The organism is Brucella sp. JSBI001, from assembly GCF_026014005.1.
GTDB classification, from domain to species: domain Bacteria; phylum Pseudomonadota; class Alphaproteobacteria; order Rhizobiales; family Rhizobiaceae; genus Brucella; species Brucella anthropi.
On sequence record NZ_CP110339.1, the window covers coordinates 3899284 to 3915809 of the forward strand.

The following is a 16526-nucleotide window of genomic DNA, read 5'->3' on the forward strand; positions in this document are numbered from 1 at the left end:
GCCCGGCATTAAGCCGGGTGCTTCGCCGTGGTCGATCGCGTGCATTCGCACGACGCGGGGCTTGCGTGGGATAAGGCCGAATAGATCATTCATTTTTCCTCGCCTACCCATTCGTGAACGTCTCCCCGAATTGCTTGATTTTGATGCCCCACCGCGCTGCAAATCGCTCTGCGCCTTTCTTGTCGGTCGAAACCCGGAACCTTATGGGGTGGCGAAGCCGAGAGTTCTTGTAATATCGATCAACGGTCCACCCGATATGAAAGACCCCTGCGCCGAGGTCGACCGCGCTGTGACGGTAGGATTTTGACTTGCCGTGGCGGCCCATTATGCCGCCCTCTCAATCTGATCAATGTTCCCGAGGATGGGCCGGAAGGTGTAGGCGGCAACCCAAGGGTTGGCTTCCCACGCTGCGGGGCCATTGATTTCCGTCCAGAGCGATGCAAAGGACGCGATAGGACAATCGACATATCCGAGGCCGGAGGCGTCGCGATATCGCCGCCAGTGTCCTTTAGGCTGGAAGTCAGTGAACGGATCAATACCTTCCGCAATAGCATCTTCTTCGCTGATATCCTGCAAGCGCTCAACCTTGACGCCGGTCACTTCAAGCGTGATCCGAGAAGCCCACCGGGGCATATGCATAGCCTGCCGGAACTTCCCGGCCCAATCCGGCCGTTCTCCGATTTCCGGCCACACTGCGGACTTCCAGTCGCCGGGTGCGTCCTGATTTGCGATTGAACCTCCCGCTTCAAAGAAAACCGTCATCGTGCGCGGTTTCAGATCGCGGGGCGCTGTTTGGTCGTGCATGCGGGACACCCGCCACGCTTCGCGGACGTAAAGGCGATCGCCTTCATTGATCCGAAGGAACTTTCCTTCCCGGATTTGCCATTCGGCGGCTTCAATCACGCGGTCGCCCAACGATACCGTTCCCGATGCCGTCGGCTGCGGCTTTATAATCCGGCGCGTCTGCGTTTTGCCGGTGCCCGGATTTTCGATTTCCCGGAGGATCGCGCGCACCATCGGCGCGCTGAAAAGGATAGGAAGATCAGCCACGGCGCTTTACCTCCAAGTTGTTGAGGTACGTGTGAAAAGCCTGTTCGGTGATAAGCGGCATTACCCCGTGCAAGTCTGGCCTTTCGGCTTCCGACGCGATTTTTCCGATTACCATGCCAAGCGCGACATATGAGGAAGCCATATCCCGACCAGACAGGAGCCGGCGAATATCGTTCGCCGACTTTTGCGCTTGCTCGGAAATCATCTTTTCATCTTCGGTCATAGCCCTACGGACCTTTCTATCGCTGCGGCCTTGCACCGATCCCATGCGATCCCGCAAAGGCGATCAAGGCGGACGGCCTGAATTCGTTTCTCGCTACCGGCTTCGAAGCACCAAAATGAGCTATCGCCGAAAAGCCGCCTGTATCGGCGAAAGAGCTTGAACTTGCGGCGTTTCAGGTGTTGCGGAACAAGTCGCCAATGGGTTCCGCAAATCCATTCCGACGTGTTGTCCCGATTGTGTCGCGTGCGCGTGCAAAACGGGACGCAACAATTGATGCGCCCCTGCGTTTGGTCCGACATGCCCTATCTCCATTCCGGAGCGAATGGGATTTCGTCGTCCAGATCGCGCGAGAAACCGCCGCCGTAGCCGCCGGAAGATTGTCCCTTGTCGTCGTTCGAATACCTGCCGGATGACCTTGAACCGCGATCGTCATCGCGGCTACGCGAATTGCGATCCCCGCCGTTGTCGTCTTTGCTGCCAAGGAGATAGAGCGAGCCGCCAAACGCACCGACGACAACTTTTGTCGCCTGCCTTTTCTGTCCGTCCTTTTCCCATTCCTCGTTATCAAGCTCGCCCTCGATCCCGATTAGCGAACCCTTATTGACGTATGGGCGAATGACGTTCTCGATCAGAGAGTTATTCAACACCTTGATCTTGTGCCAAGTCGTTTTCGATTTGCGCTCCCCGGTGTTTTTGTCGCGCCATTCCTTGGACGTGGCGAGTGAGAACTCGGCGACTTGGTCGCCACTATTGAAGCGCCTGACTTCCGGGTCTTGCCCGACACGACCGACGAGAATTGTTTTGTTTATGCCTGCCATGGTTTTTCCTCGTGCGAAGCCCGCGTCTGCGCGCGGCTCCATCTGAATTCAGTGAAACTTTCAGTCGGTCCAAAGGACCGAGAGCGACGCCGCCGTCATGACCGCAATGACAAGGGCGACTGTCCAATCCCGATGAACGAACTCCTCGCTCACAATCAGAGCGCACCGGCAGACCCCGAAGGTGCCTATAAGGCGAAGGACGATGCCGTCGGTTTTCATTGAACAACCGTCACTTTCTCGGCTGCGCGGGTAATGGCCGTGTAAAGCCAGCGCTCCGGTTCCGGGAAGATGCCGCCCTCGTCAAAGACCATGACATTATCCCATTGACTGCCCTGCGCCTTATGGCAGGTGAGCGCATAGGCGTAATCGAAAGGCTGGAAACGGCGTGCATCCTTCCAATGGAGGTCACGCTCCTGCCCTCGTGCCCAAGCGTGGTGCGTGATGACCTCGACCGGCTGTTTCGTCATGCCGCTATCGAGCGGCGAGACATACATCGAAGTCGTGTCGCGAGACTGCCGGAGCACCTTGTCAACGTTCCAGATGCCGCCATTCAATAGGCCCATTTCTCGATTGTTTTTCAGGCAAACCACGCGGTCGTTGACCTTGAAGTCACCTTTCAAACCCTTTAATTCCCGAAGGCGTTGATTGAAATTGCGGCGGGTGTTGTTCTTCCCGACGAGGATTTGATCGGCCGCGAGAACTTCGGCTGCATCAAGGCTTTCCCTGCGAATAACGCGGCTATCGCCAAATGTGCCAAAGTCGAGGGTTTCGCGTTGGCGAACCTTCATCGACATAGCGATAATCGGGTTGTCGGCGGCCTGCCGGTGGACTTCCGTAAGCATGAAGTCGGGGTCGCCTGCGGTGAAGAACCCCTCGCCTTTGACCGGCGGAAGCTGTGCAGGATCACCAAGAACAAGCACGCGCGTTCCGAATGACAGAAGATCGCGGCCGAGTTCTTCGCCAACCATCGAAACTTCGTCCACGATTACGAGGTCGGAAATGCGAACCGCGCTATCGTAGTTTTTAACAAAACGGGGAATTGGGCTGTTCGGGTTCTCTATCTTGTAAATCAGGCTGTGAAGCGTGCTCGCGTTCTCGCAGCCTTTTGAACGCAGGACGAGCGCAGCCTTGCCGGTGAAGGCTCCGAAGCAAACGCGGCCGATATCCTCGGCGAGCCGACGCGCAAGCGTCGTCTTGCCCGTTCCAGCGTAGCCAGCGAGGTAGAACGTTTGTTTAGCGCCCGGGTCTTTAAGCCAGGTTGAAACCGCCTTGATGGCTTGATCTTGTTGGGGTGACAACTTCATTCCGCCGCCTCCATGAATTCGGTGATTTTTTCTTTGTCGGGGGCTTCATCGGCCATGATGGCGTGAACGCACGCTTTAAGCTTGCGAACGGAAACGGCGTTTCCGATTTGCTTCACCTTCTGCGTCTTCGTTCCGGCAAATTCGTAGTTTTCAAAGCCCATCGCTAAGGCGAGTTCGTGCGGCTCAAGCATTCGAAAAAGAATATCGAATTCGAGTTCGCCGCGATGCTCGCCAGTGTCGCAAGAAATGCTCTCGACGATAGCAAGCTCCCCACGATTTGCGCCCGTAATCGTTGGCAAAGGCTCGTGTACGCCTTGAACGCGATTTAACCCGCCCTCATGCGTGACAGGCAAGACAACTGCGAATTCTCCGCCCTTGGCTGTCGTTACTGTTTGCAAAGGTTCATCAACGGAACGGCTACTGTTACCGCCTTGACTATGCGTCACCGGAACGACGATGCCGAAACGGTCTTTCGTTGTGACCGTTGGCAGCGGCTCGGCTGTGTTCGTGCACGTTTCGCCGGAGCCGGAGCCATAGAACGGCGCAATAAGAGTGTGAGCGCCGCCTCTCCCGCCAGTTGTCGACGTAGGTAACGGCTCATTGACAGTCCGAGGCGACCCGCAGCTTGCCTGTGAAAGGACGAACGGCTCAACCAACATCGGCCGGGCGCACCCCGGACGCTCGCTCGTCCCGGCTCCGCCGGTCGTGACGGTTGGCAACGGATCGCGGACAGGGCGCGGCGATCCGCTGGTATGTTGCGACAAGATTATGGCTTCGGCCGTATATAAATGGGGAGCGTGTGCCGTTTGCGTTGGCAGTGGATCGGCCACGCCGGACGACTTGGATTTGCCTTTCATATTTACGATGACCGGCTCGGCAATGCCGATGTGTTGTCCTGTTGCCGTGATGGTCGGGAGAGGAACATCGATGCCTTGCGCTGCCATGTGATTACGCAAAACGACGACAAAAGGCTGTGGCCATTTGTGCTTGATCGCCCCCGCATAAATGCGCGCGAGAGTTTTCGGCGCGAGCGGCTTTTTTCGGTTGAAAATTGAACGGCCTTTGATCGACCAATCAATTATCTCGTGGGCCGGCCGCCAAGGTCGAACATCTTCGAAAAGCTCGGATTTCGCTTCCTGCCGCTTCTGATGCGTTGGCATCGGCCAGCGAACCTTATTGCCGTCTGATCGCGCCATAAGGATAAAGCGCTGACGTGTGGTGGCGTCTCCGAAATCGGCCGCATTTAATTTCCGCCACTCGGGATCAAAACCGAGCCGCTTTATAGTTTCGACCCATGCGTGAAAGTACTCGCCTTTACGTGCCTTTATTGGCTTGCCGGTTTCTGGATCGACAGGCCCCCAACCGCAGAACTCCCATACGTTTTCGATTATCAGCCGCTTAACCCGCAATTCGGTCAACCACGTGATTATGTGCCAAGGGTCGGAACGCTGTTGATCGCTGGTAGGCTTCCCTCCGCGCGCCACCGAATGATAGGTGCACGTCGGCGAAGCCATAAGGAGGTCAAGATATCCTTCTGGCACTATCTCGGTTGGACGCGCGACGGCTATATCTTGAATGTAATGGCGCGCGTGTTCATGGTTCCGGCGATGGGTTTCAATCGCCGTTTCCCAGTGATTTAGGCAAACCAGCTCCATTTCTAAGCCGAGTTCGTTGAACGCGTGGGCCGCGCCGGTCGATGATCCGCCCGCGCCGCAAAACAGATCGGCAACTAGATATTTTCTTGTCATACCTCGCCCCCTTCCGTCGCCGGCTGTTCGCCCGTCAAAACCGATGACGTCGTGGAGAGCTTTTGGGCGATAAGCACCAACTGCGCGGCCGTAATCGAATGGCGTCCCGCTTCGATCCGCGTAATCGAGTTTTTCTTGACGCCAATAACTTCGGCCAGATCGTCGGCCGACAGCCCGCGAAGGATACGGAAGGCACGAATGCGGCTTCCGATTTTGCTATTGAGTTCGTCGGCACGCATCACATTTCCCCCCGATTTTTCAGGTGGACGCGGGCAGTGTGGACGAGGTCCGGTTTGTCCGTGACCTTGCGGACTATCCATTTGAGATAGTCGCTCGGCACTTCTTTGAACGGCTTCCCGCGGTGCTCGCCAAATGGAACCGCTTTCAACAAACGCAAAGGCTTCTCGCCTTGCGTCCAATTGATCAGCGTGTCGACCTCGACGCCTTGGTCGATGACATATTTCAGAAGATGCGCGGTGACGTGGCTGTCGGGGCCTGCCCGGTGAGACATTTCCGCGATCTCACGGTCAACCGGCAAATTATGCAGATACCGCAAGAACTGGTTTTGATGCTTTTCAGCATCCGGCCAAAGATGAAGCGCAGCCTTGTAGGTGCAAATCATTGGCCGACCGCCGCCCGTAAAGAATTGCTGATCGAATTCCAGATTGTGCGCTGCGAAAGCGTCGGCCCCATCTGAAAGGGTTCGGAGGGCGACTTCGGGAGCCGGAGCGTCCACGAGGTCCGACTTTTCGATATGATGGGTGGATAACGCTCCGATCGACATTTCAAGCTGCGGTGCAGCTTCAAAAGGATTAACGAGCATTGAGGTCGTGCCGCGGACCTCGGCCTTGCCGCCCTCGACAAGAAGGTCAGTCCAACCGGCCTCAACGATGGCAGCGCCGGGAGGGAACCCGGTGGTTTCGAAATCAAAAACGCGAATAAGCATGTTGGTCCCTTAAAGTGGTGGTTAGGGATATCGGGGAGATTGGCGGCGACCCTTGCAGTGGTCGCCGCTCTCCAGCCGTTGCAGAAGTGATTAGAACGGGTGTTCCGCGTCGGGTTTGGACGGCGCGAGATAAGCCGAGCCGGCTTCTTGCAAAAATGCTTCCCGGGCTTCGTCACGCTTGCGCTCGACCCGTTCAAGAGCCTTTTGGACGGCCACACCAAAGCCGTTGTTTTTCATCATATCGTTGATGACCCGCTCGGCGTTCCCTGCGACAACAGGATCGGGATGCTCGACTTTGATTTTGAGCCGGTGTCGACCTCCCTCGTCGGCAAACTGCCGAATGAGTTCCGCAAGGGCTTCGGCTTCGCGCCACTTATCCATAAGCTTTGCGTAATGGGTGCGTTCGCTGGTCAATTGCGTGCCTCCGCTTCTTCCTCGGCCGCGGCGTCGTAGCCTTCAAGCCAAGCGTTGCGCTCCTCCTCGCGGCCCCTCGCGTTGAATTCGCGCGGGCACGTTTCACGTGGCATGCCGTTGTGGAATGCGTCGTGCCCCTTATCGCGAGCGATTTCGAGGTCGTCGGACGTCGGTGGAAGGATTTCAGCGTCCTCGTCGGCAGGCTTTTCCTGTTTAGGCTTGCCGGCCTGTTTCTCGGCGGGCTGTTTCGTTTCGGCCTTTTTGCCGCCGTTCGTACCGGCCTGATCCTTCGTCTTTTCGTGGCCGTTTTCGCCTTTGGCGAAATCGCTCATTTTCTGGCTGGTCGACTTCTTCTCGCCGTCCCCACGCGTTTGAGCGCCGAACATTTCTTCGACCGTGGCCTCCCCGCTCTTGAGAGCGGACCGCATGCCGGTGAGCGTGGGAATATGCTCAAGGGTTATGTCGTCCTCGCCAGCAATTCCGAGCGAAGCGAAAATCTGTTCGGGCTTTACGCCGAACGCTGCAAACGCCTTGAAGATATTCTCCCGCCGCTCCGCCAGCGTCTTGACGTCGCCCCTCACGACCTTTTCCGCCTCCTCGTAGGCTTTGCGCCAAACAGCTTTCGGCACGCCACCAAGGATTGCATTGCGTTTTGCAATCGAACATGCGGCGTTGCCAGTGACGATAATCATGTCATCGGTAAGCAGGCCGCCGTTTTTATTGCTAATCCGACGACGAACGCGGGCCGTGGTCGCGGTGTTCGTTTCAAGATCGTGGAATATGCCTTCTGCCTCGACGAATTTTTCAACTCGGTCGACATGCACCACACGAGCACCAACGCGACAGTTGCCCCACTGCCCTGCGATGATTTCCGCGAGCCGGATGCTTGGGCCGACGATTGGCTTTCCGCCACGAGGCAAGGCATAGCTACATTCTTCTGCCGAGTGCTCGTCTATGGTGACGAGGGAGAGAATGTTTTGCGTCACCCGACTGACAAGGCGCGGATAAAGCTTCGCAGTAGCTATCTGCTGATCAATTTCAGCCTTGGTTAGCCCGATAGCGAGGCTCATTTGCTCCGATGACGTCGGCGCGGTGATAACCTCCCCGTCCGCCGTGATTAATTCTTGTCCTGACATTTGGACATTTCCTTCTGTGGTGGTTGAAAAGTGGCCCGGGCTTCGCTGCGGCACGCTGATCCGCGACTACTCGCCGGGCCTCCGGCTACCGCGCCGGATTAGAAGCTCCCGACGAAGCCCGAAGCGCTGGCTTTTCGACGAGTTTTCGGGAGTTTTTCGGCTGCCTTTTCCTTGGCATAATGAACCGCAGGCGTCGGCAACTCGCCGATGCGTAAGAGTTCCCGCAAGAGGATGCGCGCGCCTTCGGCGTCGTTCATGGCTTGATGAGCGCCATTCAGATCATGCCCGAAATGAGCCAATGCTTCGCCGAGATTAGGGAATTTGAAGCCGCCGCGATTTGCATTCGGAATTCTGCAAATCTTCATCATGGGGCGCATTACACAGACGTTTTTCGTCTGCTCAAAAAGGTCCGGTACGCCTGCGCGACGCATTTCGCCCCGCATGACCTTAAGGTCGTATTGTGCATTGTAGGCGACCACGACCAAGCCCCGGAGAACTTCATCTGTGTACTGTTTCAGAACGACGCCGATATCCGCACCGTTTGCGTGCAAAAACTCGTCCGTCAAACCGTTGACAGCACCCGCAGAGCCTTCACCCTGCGGCATCGTCCAGCCATTCGGGCGAACATAAATGTCCTGACGATCAAGCTCTTTGCCTTCCGCGTCGGCCCAAATCATAGCCAAATGCGCGAGGCGGGGCTGTCCTTCAGCATCAGCCGGTTGCGTGAAGTCAAACAAGCCTGTCGTTTCGGTGTCGATAACAAGATACTTCATGGGATTTCTCTTTCCGGCCGCGCCGGTTGAATGGGTTAACCGGCGATCAGCGGAACGTAGCTTTCACGTCTTCGAAGACTTCGACGCCCGGGATTTTTGTGTTGCCCTTGTGAATGGCGACCTTTGAGCGGATCGCCTTTTCGATATCTTCAACACGGAAGAAATCTTTCAGGCTGTTGAGGTCGACCGCAGCCAGGTCAACAATGCGGAAAGCCCATTTCGTAGTTGCCGAAGCGGTGACACCGTTGCCCGTGCGAACTTTCGTCAATTCGGCCGCGCTCGCAGTGGTGCGCTGTTCCGCACTGGTTGCCTGATGGCCGAGGCTTGCCGCCTCGTCCTTCTTGCGCTCCGCAGTGCTTTCGCGCTTAACCTCTTGGGCTTCCTTGAGCTTGCGCTCCTCCTCGGCGCGAAGGCGCGCCGCTTCTTCGGACGCCCGACGCCGCTCCGCTTCTGCCTTGTCGCGCTGATAAGAGGATGCGAGAGCTTCAAACACGTCGACGATGCGGTCGAGACGATCAGTCAGGGGATGGAAGAACTGGTCGACTTCACGTCCGCCCTTTACAAAAGGTTCCTTCTCAACCTTCCGAGCCGCTTCGATGCGCTTCGACAAAGCCTTAGCATCGAGCACGATTTCGCCGAGCGGACCGAGGTCATCGTCGCTTTCGATCTTTTGCGGATGCGCATTTGCGCGATCCGCGATCGGCTCGATAAGCTCGACCAAATCTTTGTATTGATCCGCAAGAACTTCTTTTATAGGGGGATTATTCCCGCCGATAACGGCGCGTTCATTCGTTTCAGCTACCATAGCGAATGGTGCCTCCTGTTCGTGGTGGTTCAGGGGTGCATCGGGACCGGCGACGTTGGGTTGCAGCCTTTAGCCGCCGGTCCACCTTTCACGCGTCAGGCGGAGGGGTACGCAGGACGCGGAATTCCTTGGGCGGGGCGAAATACCCGGCGCGCTTCTGCGTCAGCCAAGTAATCTTTTTTCCGCCGGCAAGATGCGCAATCGAAGCGCCTTGCATTTTGTGCTTAATCTCGGCTTCAACCGCCGCGACCTTACTTTCGACTTCGGCCACGTCCGCTTTCAGGCGGTGGCGATCCGCAATCAATTCGTAAATTTGGTTGTCTCGCGTGAGGTCGATTTCCTCGCCGTCCTCCCGCTCATACATTCGCTCGATAAGGTCAGCGTCGAGGCTATAGTCGGGCACAATTTCGGCACCACTTTCGACCAGCTTCCAGAACTCCGCGCACTTTGCGCGAATACGCTCGATAGCGCCGTCAAGAATGGGGATATCGATGATCGGCATGTCGATGCCGTGACCTACAACAATAGGCGCAACCGCGGCCCATTTGCTGCCGGTCAAATAGGCTTCAACGACTGCCTGCATGGCGATCCAGAACGGCGGCTCGGGAGTATCACTTCCGGCCAGCCACTTCCGGCGAAAGACGCCCTGTTCAACTGACTTGATTTGCACGATCCCCGGCCCGCGCTTTTTATCGACCGCGAGCACGTCGGGAGTGGCACCAAGGCGGACTTCATCGTCGCGCCAATAGTCGCCGGGATTTGTGTTGTGCTTGATTTTCCATGCCGGCCGTTGACGACGCAGGAGTTTTACCGCGACTGGCTCCAATAGCTGGCCGCGAAGCATGGCCGGAGTTTCCTCCGGGTCCGACTGGACCCGACCCGATTTGAACGCCCAAAGCGCATAAGGCGTTACGAATTCATGAACCCCAAACAAAGCCCCAACGACCGACGCCGTGACGTCTCGCGACCTGCGAGCGTGCCATTCGGCACTTGTCCTAACGTTGATCCGCTCGATTGTCATTTCTCTTTCCCTGCCCCGATTTCCTCTTGCGCCGCCTGCGCAACTTCAACCGCCAACGCCTCGATTGCTGGTTTACCGAAGTTAGCTTTCCGTAACTCCTCGACCACGTCTTCAAAAACAGATGGGTCGACACTATTTTCGATAATGGTATCAATCATTTGACGCTTGATGATGCTGACCAGTGAAGCCCTCACCGCGCCTGTTGCCTGAATAATTTTGGTCATTTTGTTTCCTGCCATCGTTAACGCTTCGAAAGGAAATCGGCCTTCCTTAAGGATAGGTTTTGACACGGGCGGCGGGAGGTGAGGATAACTTTCCTATTTCTCCGTGCGATTTTTTTAAGCCGCTGATATTCCTTGCGTTTGCCAAGGAAGATATGTCCAAACCCCGCGAATTCGTCGCAGGTCAATCGGCAATCGTCGTAAACGATTGGTGCAGTTTTTCACTCAATTTCGAGATTGTAGAAAGAAGGGAAATCATCGGCATAATGTATCCTGATTTGTCGTAACCATTCGTTTACGAAGATAGAAATAATCTAACTTTTCAGACCTTGCAATCCATAAAGTTTGAAAATCTCTAACTTTTTGTCAGGATGATTTTTAAATATTAGAAATCAATCAGTTAGATTGTGAATATTATAAAATGGGACAGGGGTATAAACCCCTGTCCCTAATCTAATTATATAAATATCTATACGCGCGCGAGCGCGAGGATCAGAAAACCATAATCGCTTGAAGCACCAAGCCGAGCACCGACACCTCCTCCGAAGCGTACAAAGGTTCTATCTCGCCTTCGTCTGGAAGCGCGTCAAACCTTATGCCCTTCGCGTCAAAGGCGACCTTGCGAACTGTGATTTCTACCTTGTCCTCAACAGCCGTTCGGGAGACGACCACGACGTCACCCGCGATCAATTCTCTGCCGACTTCCCTCAATGCGTCGGTGTTAGCGATTAGGACGAAAGCCTCACTCGGGATATTCAGCCCGACAGCATGCCCGCCGCGAACTAGATAGATCGCTTGCGCCTCGGCTGGATATCGTGGATCGGTTTCGATGGCGGCTGACAGCCCCTTCGGAACCCCGGCACCGGGCGACCTTAGTGCCCCCGCCTCGGCAATTCCGGAAACTTTGGTGCCGTCGGGGATGCCACCCCGTCGGGGTGTGCGCTGTTCAAGCGTGAGGTATTCCGGGTCGCAATCCAGCGCAGCGGCGGCCGCATCAAGGTGCTTTGGATTGAAGCGGTCTTTCTTGTACTTGCCGTTTTCGAGACGAAATAACTCGTAGAAGAAATTTCTTGTCAGGCCGCCTCGCTTGGCAGCTTCAAACGCATTGATGCCGAGAGCATCAAGCCGCCCTTGGACCCGTTTCCGCAAAACGTCACTCATTCACGCATCCCCTTTTTGACGCTTTATAGGTCAAAATTTTCCAATCTGTCCGCCCGAGTACGACAAATAAAACTTTTCACATAGAAATCAACTATTTTCTATCTACTGACAGTTTCGATATCGCGCCCTATTGCAGTTAGACAAAATCTAACTTAACAAATGGTGCATGAATTACCTCGATCTATTCCGAACCAACATTCGAGTGACGATGGATGCATACCGGAAAGCGACCGGGTGCACACAGACGAAGCTTGACGAAATTGTCTCCGGGTATCGCACGTTTTCGCAGACGATTGATCGCGTCGATATGCGCGCCGGGACATACGACAAGATCATGTCGCGGTTTTCCGCGATATGGCCGGAAGGCGTGGCTTGGCCGGCGGGCGTCGAACGCCCGGAGCCTGCCATCCTCGATGCTCAAACCCTCAAACTCGTATCCGAGAACCGGAAACCCATTAGCGGCATTCATCCCGAATGGCCCGTTGGGGAAGCATGGCCCTTGGATATTCCGCAGCCCGTCGCCGTCTAAGACGCGACCGAAATCAAGGAGCATGCAGCATGGCAAGACGCGCTAAAAAGGCTGACGTTACGTCGAGCAAGTCGTCCATCACGGCAGAAGAACTGCGCCGCGTAGTAAACCAGTTCATGACCGAAGCCGCCGAGGCATCCGAACATAACGGCGCGGCCGGATCGATCGTCAAGAACGCCTTGGATCGCCACGGCATGGACCGCAAGGCTTTCCGCTTCATTCTCGGCCTCGCCAAGATGGAAACCACAAAGCGACAAGCTACCCTTCGCGGCGTGATCGAGCTTGCCGACAAGATTGGCTACTTCGACGACGTCGATATGTTCGATGACGTCATTTCGACGATGGCGAATATCGTCGACGGCAAGCGCCCTGCCGAGGAGGACGCCCCGAAGAAGGCCAAGGCTCCGCTTACGCTCGCCACCGTGAATTAGATTGATAGTGCGCGCCCTCTGCAACCGGGCTGCGCACATCAAGGCCGGTGCCTCCGCCTCTCACTCCCTGCGTTGAAGGCACCGGCCACCGATTACGGGCCGGGCATCCATTGCCCGGCCTTTGCTTTACCAAAACCACCACAAGGAAACTGCTATGCCGATACAGCGTCTATCAGTGACGACGGTCGTCCCATCGCGCCGCGATCCCTACAAATACATTTCCCTGACGTTTGAAACCGAAGCCGATAGCTTTGACGACGTTTTCGAAAGGCTCGCGGAAGACGGTTGCTTAAAAGGCCACCGCATCCAGACGAACGAAATTGCAGACGGCACCCGAGTGGCCGTCGAGCGCACTCCGCACATTGTCGGCTTGAACGGCGTTGCGGTCATCTGCCCGGTTCATTTCGATTACGTTTATTCGCAGGAGATTTCCGAAGATGCGTAATCTCCCACAGCGCATGATTTTGTTTCTCGACGTTGCTACCCGCACCGGTTGGTGTGCGGGTCGCCCAGGCGAAACGCCGGAGTACGGTTCGAAACGCCTCGCCCCCGAGGAAGCCCCGCCGGTCGCAATAGTCGCGCACTCTCAAATCTTCACTTGTGAGTTGATCGAAACCTACCGTCCAAATGTCATCATTGCTGAAAAGCCGGTATTTGCCGGTGCGATGAAGGGCAAGACGAACCACAAGACTACGCGTCTCTTGCAGTGCCTTCCTTGGGCTATGGCCGCGACGGCCTACCACGAGAAAGTGTTCGACTACCGCGAAATGGATCAAGCGTCGATCCGCAAGTTTGTTCTCGGGCGCAAGCCGACGACAGGCAAAGCGAAAGAGGAAGTCATGCGGGCGATGCAAGACCTCGGCTTCAATCCGCAGGACGACAATGCATCGGATGCAATTGCAGGCTGGCTTTTCGCATGCAACGCCATTGCGCCGGACGTGAACCCCGCTCACACGACGCCGCTTTTCGAGCACAAGCAAGCCGATTTGAGGTTCTGATATGAGCCGAAAGCGCGCCGGTCTTTGGACCATGTTGCAGACGGCGTCACGCGAGGCGGACCGGATTTATGGGACGCAGAAAGCACTCGTGCGCAACGGAATGCGAGACAAGCCCTGCCGCGAGCAGATCGCAAAAGCAGACGTCTTTTCCGACATTGCCGATCTCATTTCGACGATTATCCCGGTCAAAGAAGACGTCGCGAAAGTCCTCGCACCCGTTGCCAAAGCAAGAGCGAAACCCGGTCAAGCCGGGTTCGCCGATCAGCAACCAGACAATCAGAACGACAATCCAAATTAATAGGGGCGGCTTTCGATGGCTGACAATGGCGATAAGTTTGCAGGCTTTGCCGGTGCGGTAGCCCGTGAACTACTCGGCGAGCCGAACACGCACCTTTCGAGCAAAACCGAGCTTCGTTTCGGCTCCAAAGGGTCGATATCGGTCGATCTTGCGAAGGGAACATTCTTCGATCACAGCGACAACACGGGCGGCGGCGTCCTTGCCCTTATCGAACGTCAAACCTCCCGAAAGGGCCGGGAGGCAGTCGAATGGTTGCGCGAGCATGGCTTCGACGTTCCCGATAGGGAACACGAGCGCGGTTCCAGCAATCGCGACTATGGGCCGGAAGACGGCAATTCTCGCCGCAATGACGAGAATATGAAGCCGGTCAAGACGTGGGATTATGTCGACGAGAAAGGCGAACTGCTTTTCCAAGTGGTGCGGCTTGAGAACGGCGAGACGGGAAAAGACGGAAAGCCGGTGAAGACGTACCGACAGCGCCGCCCGGACCCGAGCAAGGGCGGTGGCTGGAACTGGTCGACGAAGGGCGTCCGGCAAGTGCCTTACCGCCTGCCCGATCTCCAAAAGGCTCTTGAAAAAAAGCATATCGTTTTTGTGGTTGAAGGCGAGAAGGCGGCGGACAAGTTGCTCGACCTCGGTGTGCCGGCAACGACAAATGCGCGCGGTGCCGGGAAATGGCTCCCGGAACTTAGCGATTATCTCAAAGGGGCGCGGGTTGTCGTGCTCGCGGATGACGACCCGCAAGCACGGCACCAAAAGACCAATGAGCCACTATTCCACGATGATGGCCGCCCGAAATTTGTAGGCATCGACCATGCAAACAGTGTCGCAGCTTCATTGCTCGGGAAAGCCTCGGACGTTCGCGTCGTCCAGTTGACGGACAACAAGAGGAAAGAAGACGTCGTCGACTGGCTTGATGGCGGGCATACGGTCGAGGAGCTTTACCAGATCGCGGCCAAGGCTCCAAAATTCACGCCTCCCGCCTTCAAATCGAAGTTCAACGCGGTCCCGTGGGATGCTTTCGACGCCCCGGCCCAAGAGCACGAGCATCTTATCAAGGGCATTCTGACACGTGGGGAAGTGTCTATCGCTTCCGGCGCGTCGCAGAGCGGCAAGACGTTTGTAATCCTCGACGCGGCAATGGCCGTTGCTCGCGGCGTAAACTGGATGGGCCGGAAGGTCCGCAAAGGCGGTGTCATTTATCAGGCCGGTGAAGGCCAAAAGGGCCTGCGCAAGCGCATCAAGGCATATCGCCAATGGCACGGCCTCATTTCGTCGGACAATCTGCCATTCGTTTTCATGCCTGCCCGTCTCAACCTTTACCAAAATGACGACCAGACAAACGAATTCATTGAGGAGGCGAAGCATTGGGCTTCGACCTTTGACGTTCCGCTTGAACTGGTCGTCATCGATACATGGGCGACGGCAACCGTGGGCGCGAACGAGAACGACGGGAAAGACGTCGGGTCGGTGCTGGAACGTGGCCGCAGGATTTCGGAAGCCCTGAATTGCCACGTCCTATTTGTGCACCACATGAACGCGGATGGCACCAAGGTCCGCGGGCATACGTCTCTAATCGCCAATCTCGAAAACGCGCTGATTGTCCGGCCGGTCGACGGCTTACGTGACGAAGACGGCCGCCAAATCCGCGAAGTCTATCTGCAAAAGAACAAAGAAGGCGAAGCGGGTTTCGCGCTTCGCTTCGCTCTATCACAGGTCAAAATTGGCACGGACGAGGATGGCGACCCGATAACCTCATGCGTTGTTATCACGCCCAAGGGTGAAGGATCGGACGAGGCACCGGAAAAGCGACCGAACATTTCCGACAAGGAGAACGTGCTCCTCAAGGCGATCATTAAGGCGCTCGACGAACACGGCAGCGATGCGCCGCCCGCGATGGACCTCCCGGGCGACGTCCGCATCGTTCATTGGCAAAAGGTCATCGAGGCTTTCGACAAGCTGGATTTCGAATACGCCATTGAAAAGAACGACGACGAGAAGGCGCGACAGCGCAAGCTTGATGCACGTCGAAAGGAACTCGGCCGCCGTGGCGAACGCCTGTTCCACAAGGGGCTTATTGCTCGCGACAGTCCGTTTGTTTGGCTGACGCCGAAGGCGAAACGTCGGCTAACCCGTTCCGACGACGCTCGGCAGCCAATCACACCCGCAGAACCAAGCAACGTCAATATGGCGGCCGTTGAAGAAGCGGGCGCGCTATGGGGGAACGATTGAGACACTACGATGATGTTTGGACCCCGAAGCTTGTCGGGGAAGTTCTTGTCGATGCTGCGAAATGGTCGATTGCCAGCGCCGGCCGCACCGGCCCGGCCGACGACCGAAACGGCATCCTCGAAAAGCTCGACCCGGAGAATGTCACTCCATCCCGCAAGCGGATGCTTTCGCCTGCCCGCGTTTCGCTACTCGAAAAGGCGATCCATTGGCCCGCGAATTACCTCAAGGGGAACGACGGCGCTGCGCGCGTGCTGCAACTCTGGTTGCGGTGCAAATGCACTCGATACCGCTTCGCGCACGCCGTTGATGACAAGGGATGGAGCCGTGCAACGGCCTACCGCCTTCGCGACAAGGCACTCTCGACCATTTCCCAAGGATTGGACCGCGATCGAATTGAGGTTCCGCGCCGATGACACAG

Annotated in this window: 21 protein-coding genes; 7 read left to right on the plus strand and 14 right to left on the minus strand. The window is 56.4% G+C overall.

Annotated features, from left to right (window positions below):
• Positions 1-324: 324 nt before the first annotated feature.
• The 14 genes from LJ361_RS18515 to LJ361_RS18580 all read right to left on the minus strand — a co-directional run bounded on the left by LJ361_RS18515 (position 325) and on the right by LJ361_RS18580 (position 11620).
• On the minus strand, positions 325-1050 hold the full coding sequence (locus tag LJ361_RS18515; RefSeq protein WP_063882104.1) for a hypothetical protein: 726 nt from the start codon (positions 1048-1050) through the stop codon (positions 325-327).
• Positions 1043-1273 (minus strand): hypothetical protein, encoded by a 231-nt coding sequence (locus LJ361_RS18520; protein ID WP_151651087.1) that lies wholly within the window; start codon positions 1271-1273, stop codon positions 1043-1045. The genes LJ361_RS18515 and LJ361_RS18520 overlap by 8 nt, the downstream gene beginning before the upstream one ends.
• A gap of 302 nt (positions 1274-1575) precedes the next feature.
• A complete protein-coding gene (gene ssb / locus LJ361_RS18525; RefSeq protein WP_063882102.1) occupies positions 1576-2091 on the minus strand; it encodes a single-stranded DNA-binding protein in 516 nt (171 codons plus the stop codon).
• 215 nt (positions 2092-2306) lie between these two features.
• Positions 2307-3395: an ATP-dependent DNA helicase gene (locus LJ361_RS18530; RefSeq protein ID WP_151657868.1), complete on the minus strand. Its 1089-nt coding sequence runs from the start codon at positions 3393-3395 to the stop codon at positions 2307-2309.
• The gene (locus LJ361_RS18535; RefSeq protein WP_063882097.1) at positions 3392-5143 is read right to left on the minus strand and encodes a DNA cytosine methyltransferase; all 1752 of its coding nucleotides are present in this window, start codon (positions 5141-5143) and stop codon (positions 3392-3394) included. The genes LJ361_RS18530 and LJ361_RS18535 overlap by 4 nt, the downstream gene beginning before the upstream one ends.
• On the minus strand, positions 5140-5382 hold the full coding sequence (locus LJ361_RS18540) for a helix-turn-helix domain-containing protein (protein ID WP_063882096.1): 243 nt from the start codon (positions 5380-5382) through the stop codon (positions 5140-5142). The genes LJ361_RS18535 and LJ361_RS18540 overlap by 4 nt, the downstream gene beginning before the upstream one ends.
• Positions 5382-6089, minus strand: coding sequence for a 3'-5' exonuclease (locus LJ361_RS18545; RefSeq protein WP_063882095.1), 708 nt, complete (start codon positions 6087-6089; stop codon positions 5382-5384). Before LJ361_RS18545 ends, LJ361_RS18540 begins: the two co-directional genes overlap by 1 nt.
• Before the next feature lie 90 nt (positions 6090-6179).
• Entirely contained in the window at positions 6180-6503 is a 324-nt protein-coding gene (locus LJ361_RS18550) for a hypothetical protein (RefSeq protein WP_063882094.1), read from the minus strand.
• The gene (locus tag LJ361_RS18555) at positions 6500-7639 is read right to left on the minus strand and encodes a hypothetical protein (RefSeq protein ID WP_063882091.1); all 1140 of its coding nucleotides are present in this window, start codon (positions 7637-7639) and stop codon (positions 6500-6502) included. The genes LJ361_RS18550 and LJ361_RS18555 overlap by 4 nt, the downstream gene beginning before the upstream one ends.
• Positions 7640-7737: 98 nt before the next feature.
• Entirely contained in the window at positions 7738-8412 is a 675-nt protein-coding gene (locus LJ361_RS18560; RefSeq protein WP_063882090.1) for a 3'-5' exonuclease, read from the minus strand.
• A gap of 46 nt (positions 8413-8458) precedes the next feature.
• Positions 8459-9217 (minus strand): hypothetical protein, encoded by a 759-nt coding sequence (locus tag LJ361_RS18565; RefSeq protein WP_081255551.1) that lies wholly within the window; start codon positions 9215-9217, stop codon positions 8459-8461.
• An 88-nt stretch (positions 9218-9305) separates the two neighbouring features.
• Complete coding sequence (locus LJ361_RS18570) at positions 9306-10238, minus strand: YqaJ viral recombinase family protein (RefSeq protein WP_151657866.1); 933 nt, start codon at positions 10236-10238, stop codon at positions 9306-9308.
• Positions 10235-10462 carry a hypothetical protein gene (locus LJ361_RS18575; RefSeq protein ID WP_151657865.1) on the minus strand — a complete coding sequence of 76 codons (228 nt, stop codon included), beginning with the start codon at positions 10460-10462 and terminating at the stop codon, positions 10235-10237. The genes LJ361_RS18570 and LJ361_RS18575 overlap by 4 nt, the downstream gene beginning before the upstream one ends.
• A gap of 489 nt (positions 10463-10951) precedes the next feature.
• On the minus strand, positions 10952-11620 hold the full coding sequence (locus LJ361_RS18580; RefSeq protein WP_063882082.1) for a hypothetical protein: 669 nt from the start codon (positions 11618-11620) through the stop codon (positions 10952-10954).
• 208 nt (positions 11621-11828) lie between these two features.
• Here LJ361_RS18580 and LJ361_RS18585 point away from each other — a divergent pair, with 208 nt between their 5' ends.
• The 7 genes from LJ361_RS18585 to LJ361_RS18615 all read left to right on the plus strand — a co-directional run bounded on the left by LJ361_RS18585 (position 11829) and on the right by LJ361_RS18615 (position 16521).
• Entirely contained in the window at positions 11829-12149 is a 321-nt protein-coding gene (locus LJ361_RS18585) for a hypothetical protein (RefSeq protein ID WP_151657864.1), read from the plus strand.
• 29 nt (positions 12150-12178) lie between these two features.
• Complete coding sequence (locus LJ361_RS18590; protein WP_151657863.1) at positions 12179-12580, plus strand: hypothetical protein; 402 nt, start codon at positions 12179-12181, stop codon at positions 12578-12580.
• A 154-nt stretch (positions 12581-12734) separates the two neighbouring features.
• On the plus strand, positions 12735-13025 hold the full coding sequence (locus LJ361_RS18595; RefSeq protein WP_063882078.1) for a hypothetical protein: 291 nt from the start codon (positions 12735-12737) through the stop codon (positions 13023-13025).
• Positions 13018-13578 (plus strand): hypothetical protein, encoded by a 561-nt coding sequence (locus tag LJ361_RS18600; RefSeq protein WP_063882077.1) that lies wholly within the window; start codon positions 13018-13020, stop codon positions 13576-13578. The genes LJ361_RS18595 and LJ361_RS18600 overlap by 8 nt, the downstream gene beginning before the upstream one ends.
• A 1-nt stretch (position 13579) precedes the next feature.
• The gene (locus LJ361_RS18605) at positions 13580-13876 is read left to right on the plus strand and encodes a hypothetical protein (RefSeq protein WP_151657862.1); all 297 of its coding nucleotides are present in this window, start codon (positions 13580-13582) and stop codon (positions 13874-13876) included.
• Positions 13877-13891: 15 nt separating this feature from the next.
• On the plus strand, positions 13892-16108 hold the full coding sequence (locus LJ361_RS18610; RefSeq protein ID WP_151657861.1) for an AAA family ATPase: 2217 nt from the start codon (positions 13892-13894) through the stop codon (positions 16106-16108).
• A complete protein-coding gene (locus LJ361_RS18615; RefSeq protein ID WP_151657860.1) occupies positions 16105-16521 on the plus strand; it encodes a hypothetical protein in 417 nt (138 codons plus the stop codon). Before LJ361_RS18610 ends, LJ361_RS18615 begins: the two co-directional genes overlap by 4 nt.
• Positions 16522-16526 lie beyond the last annotated feature (5 nt).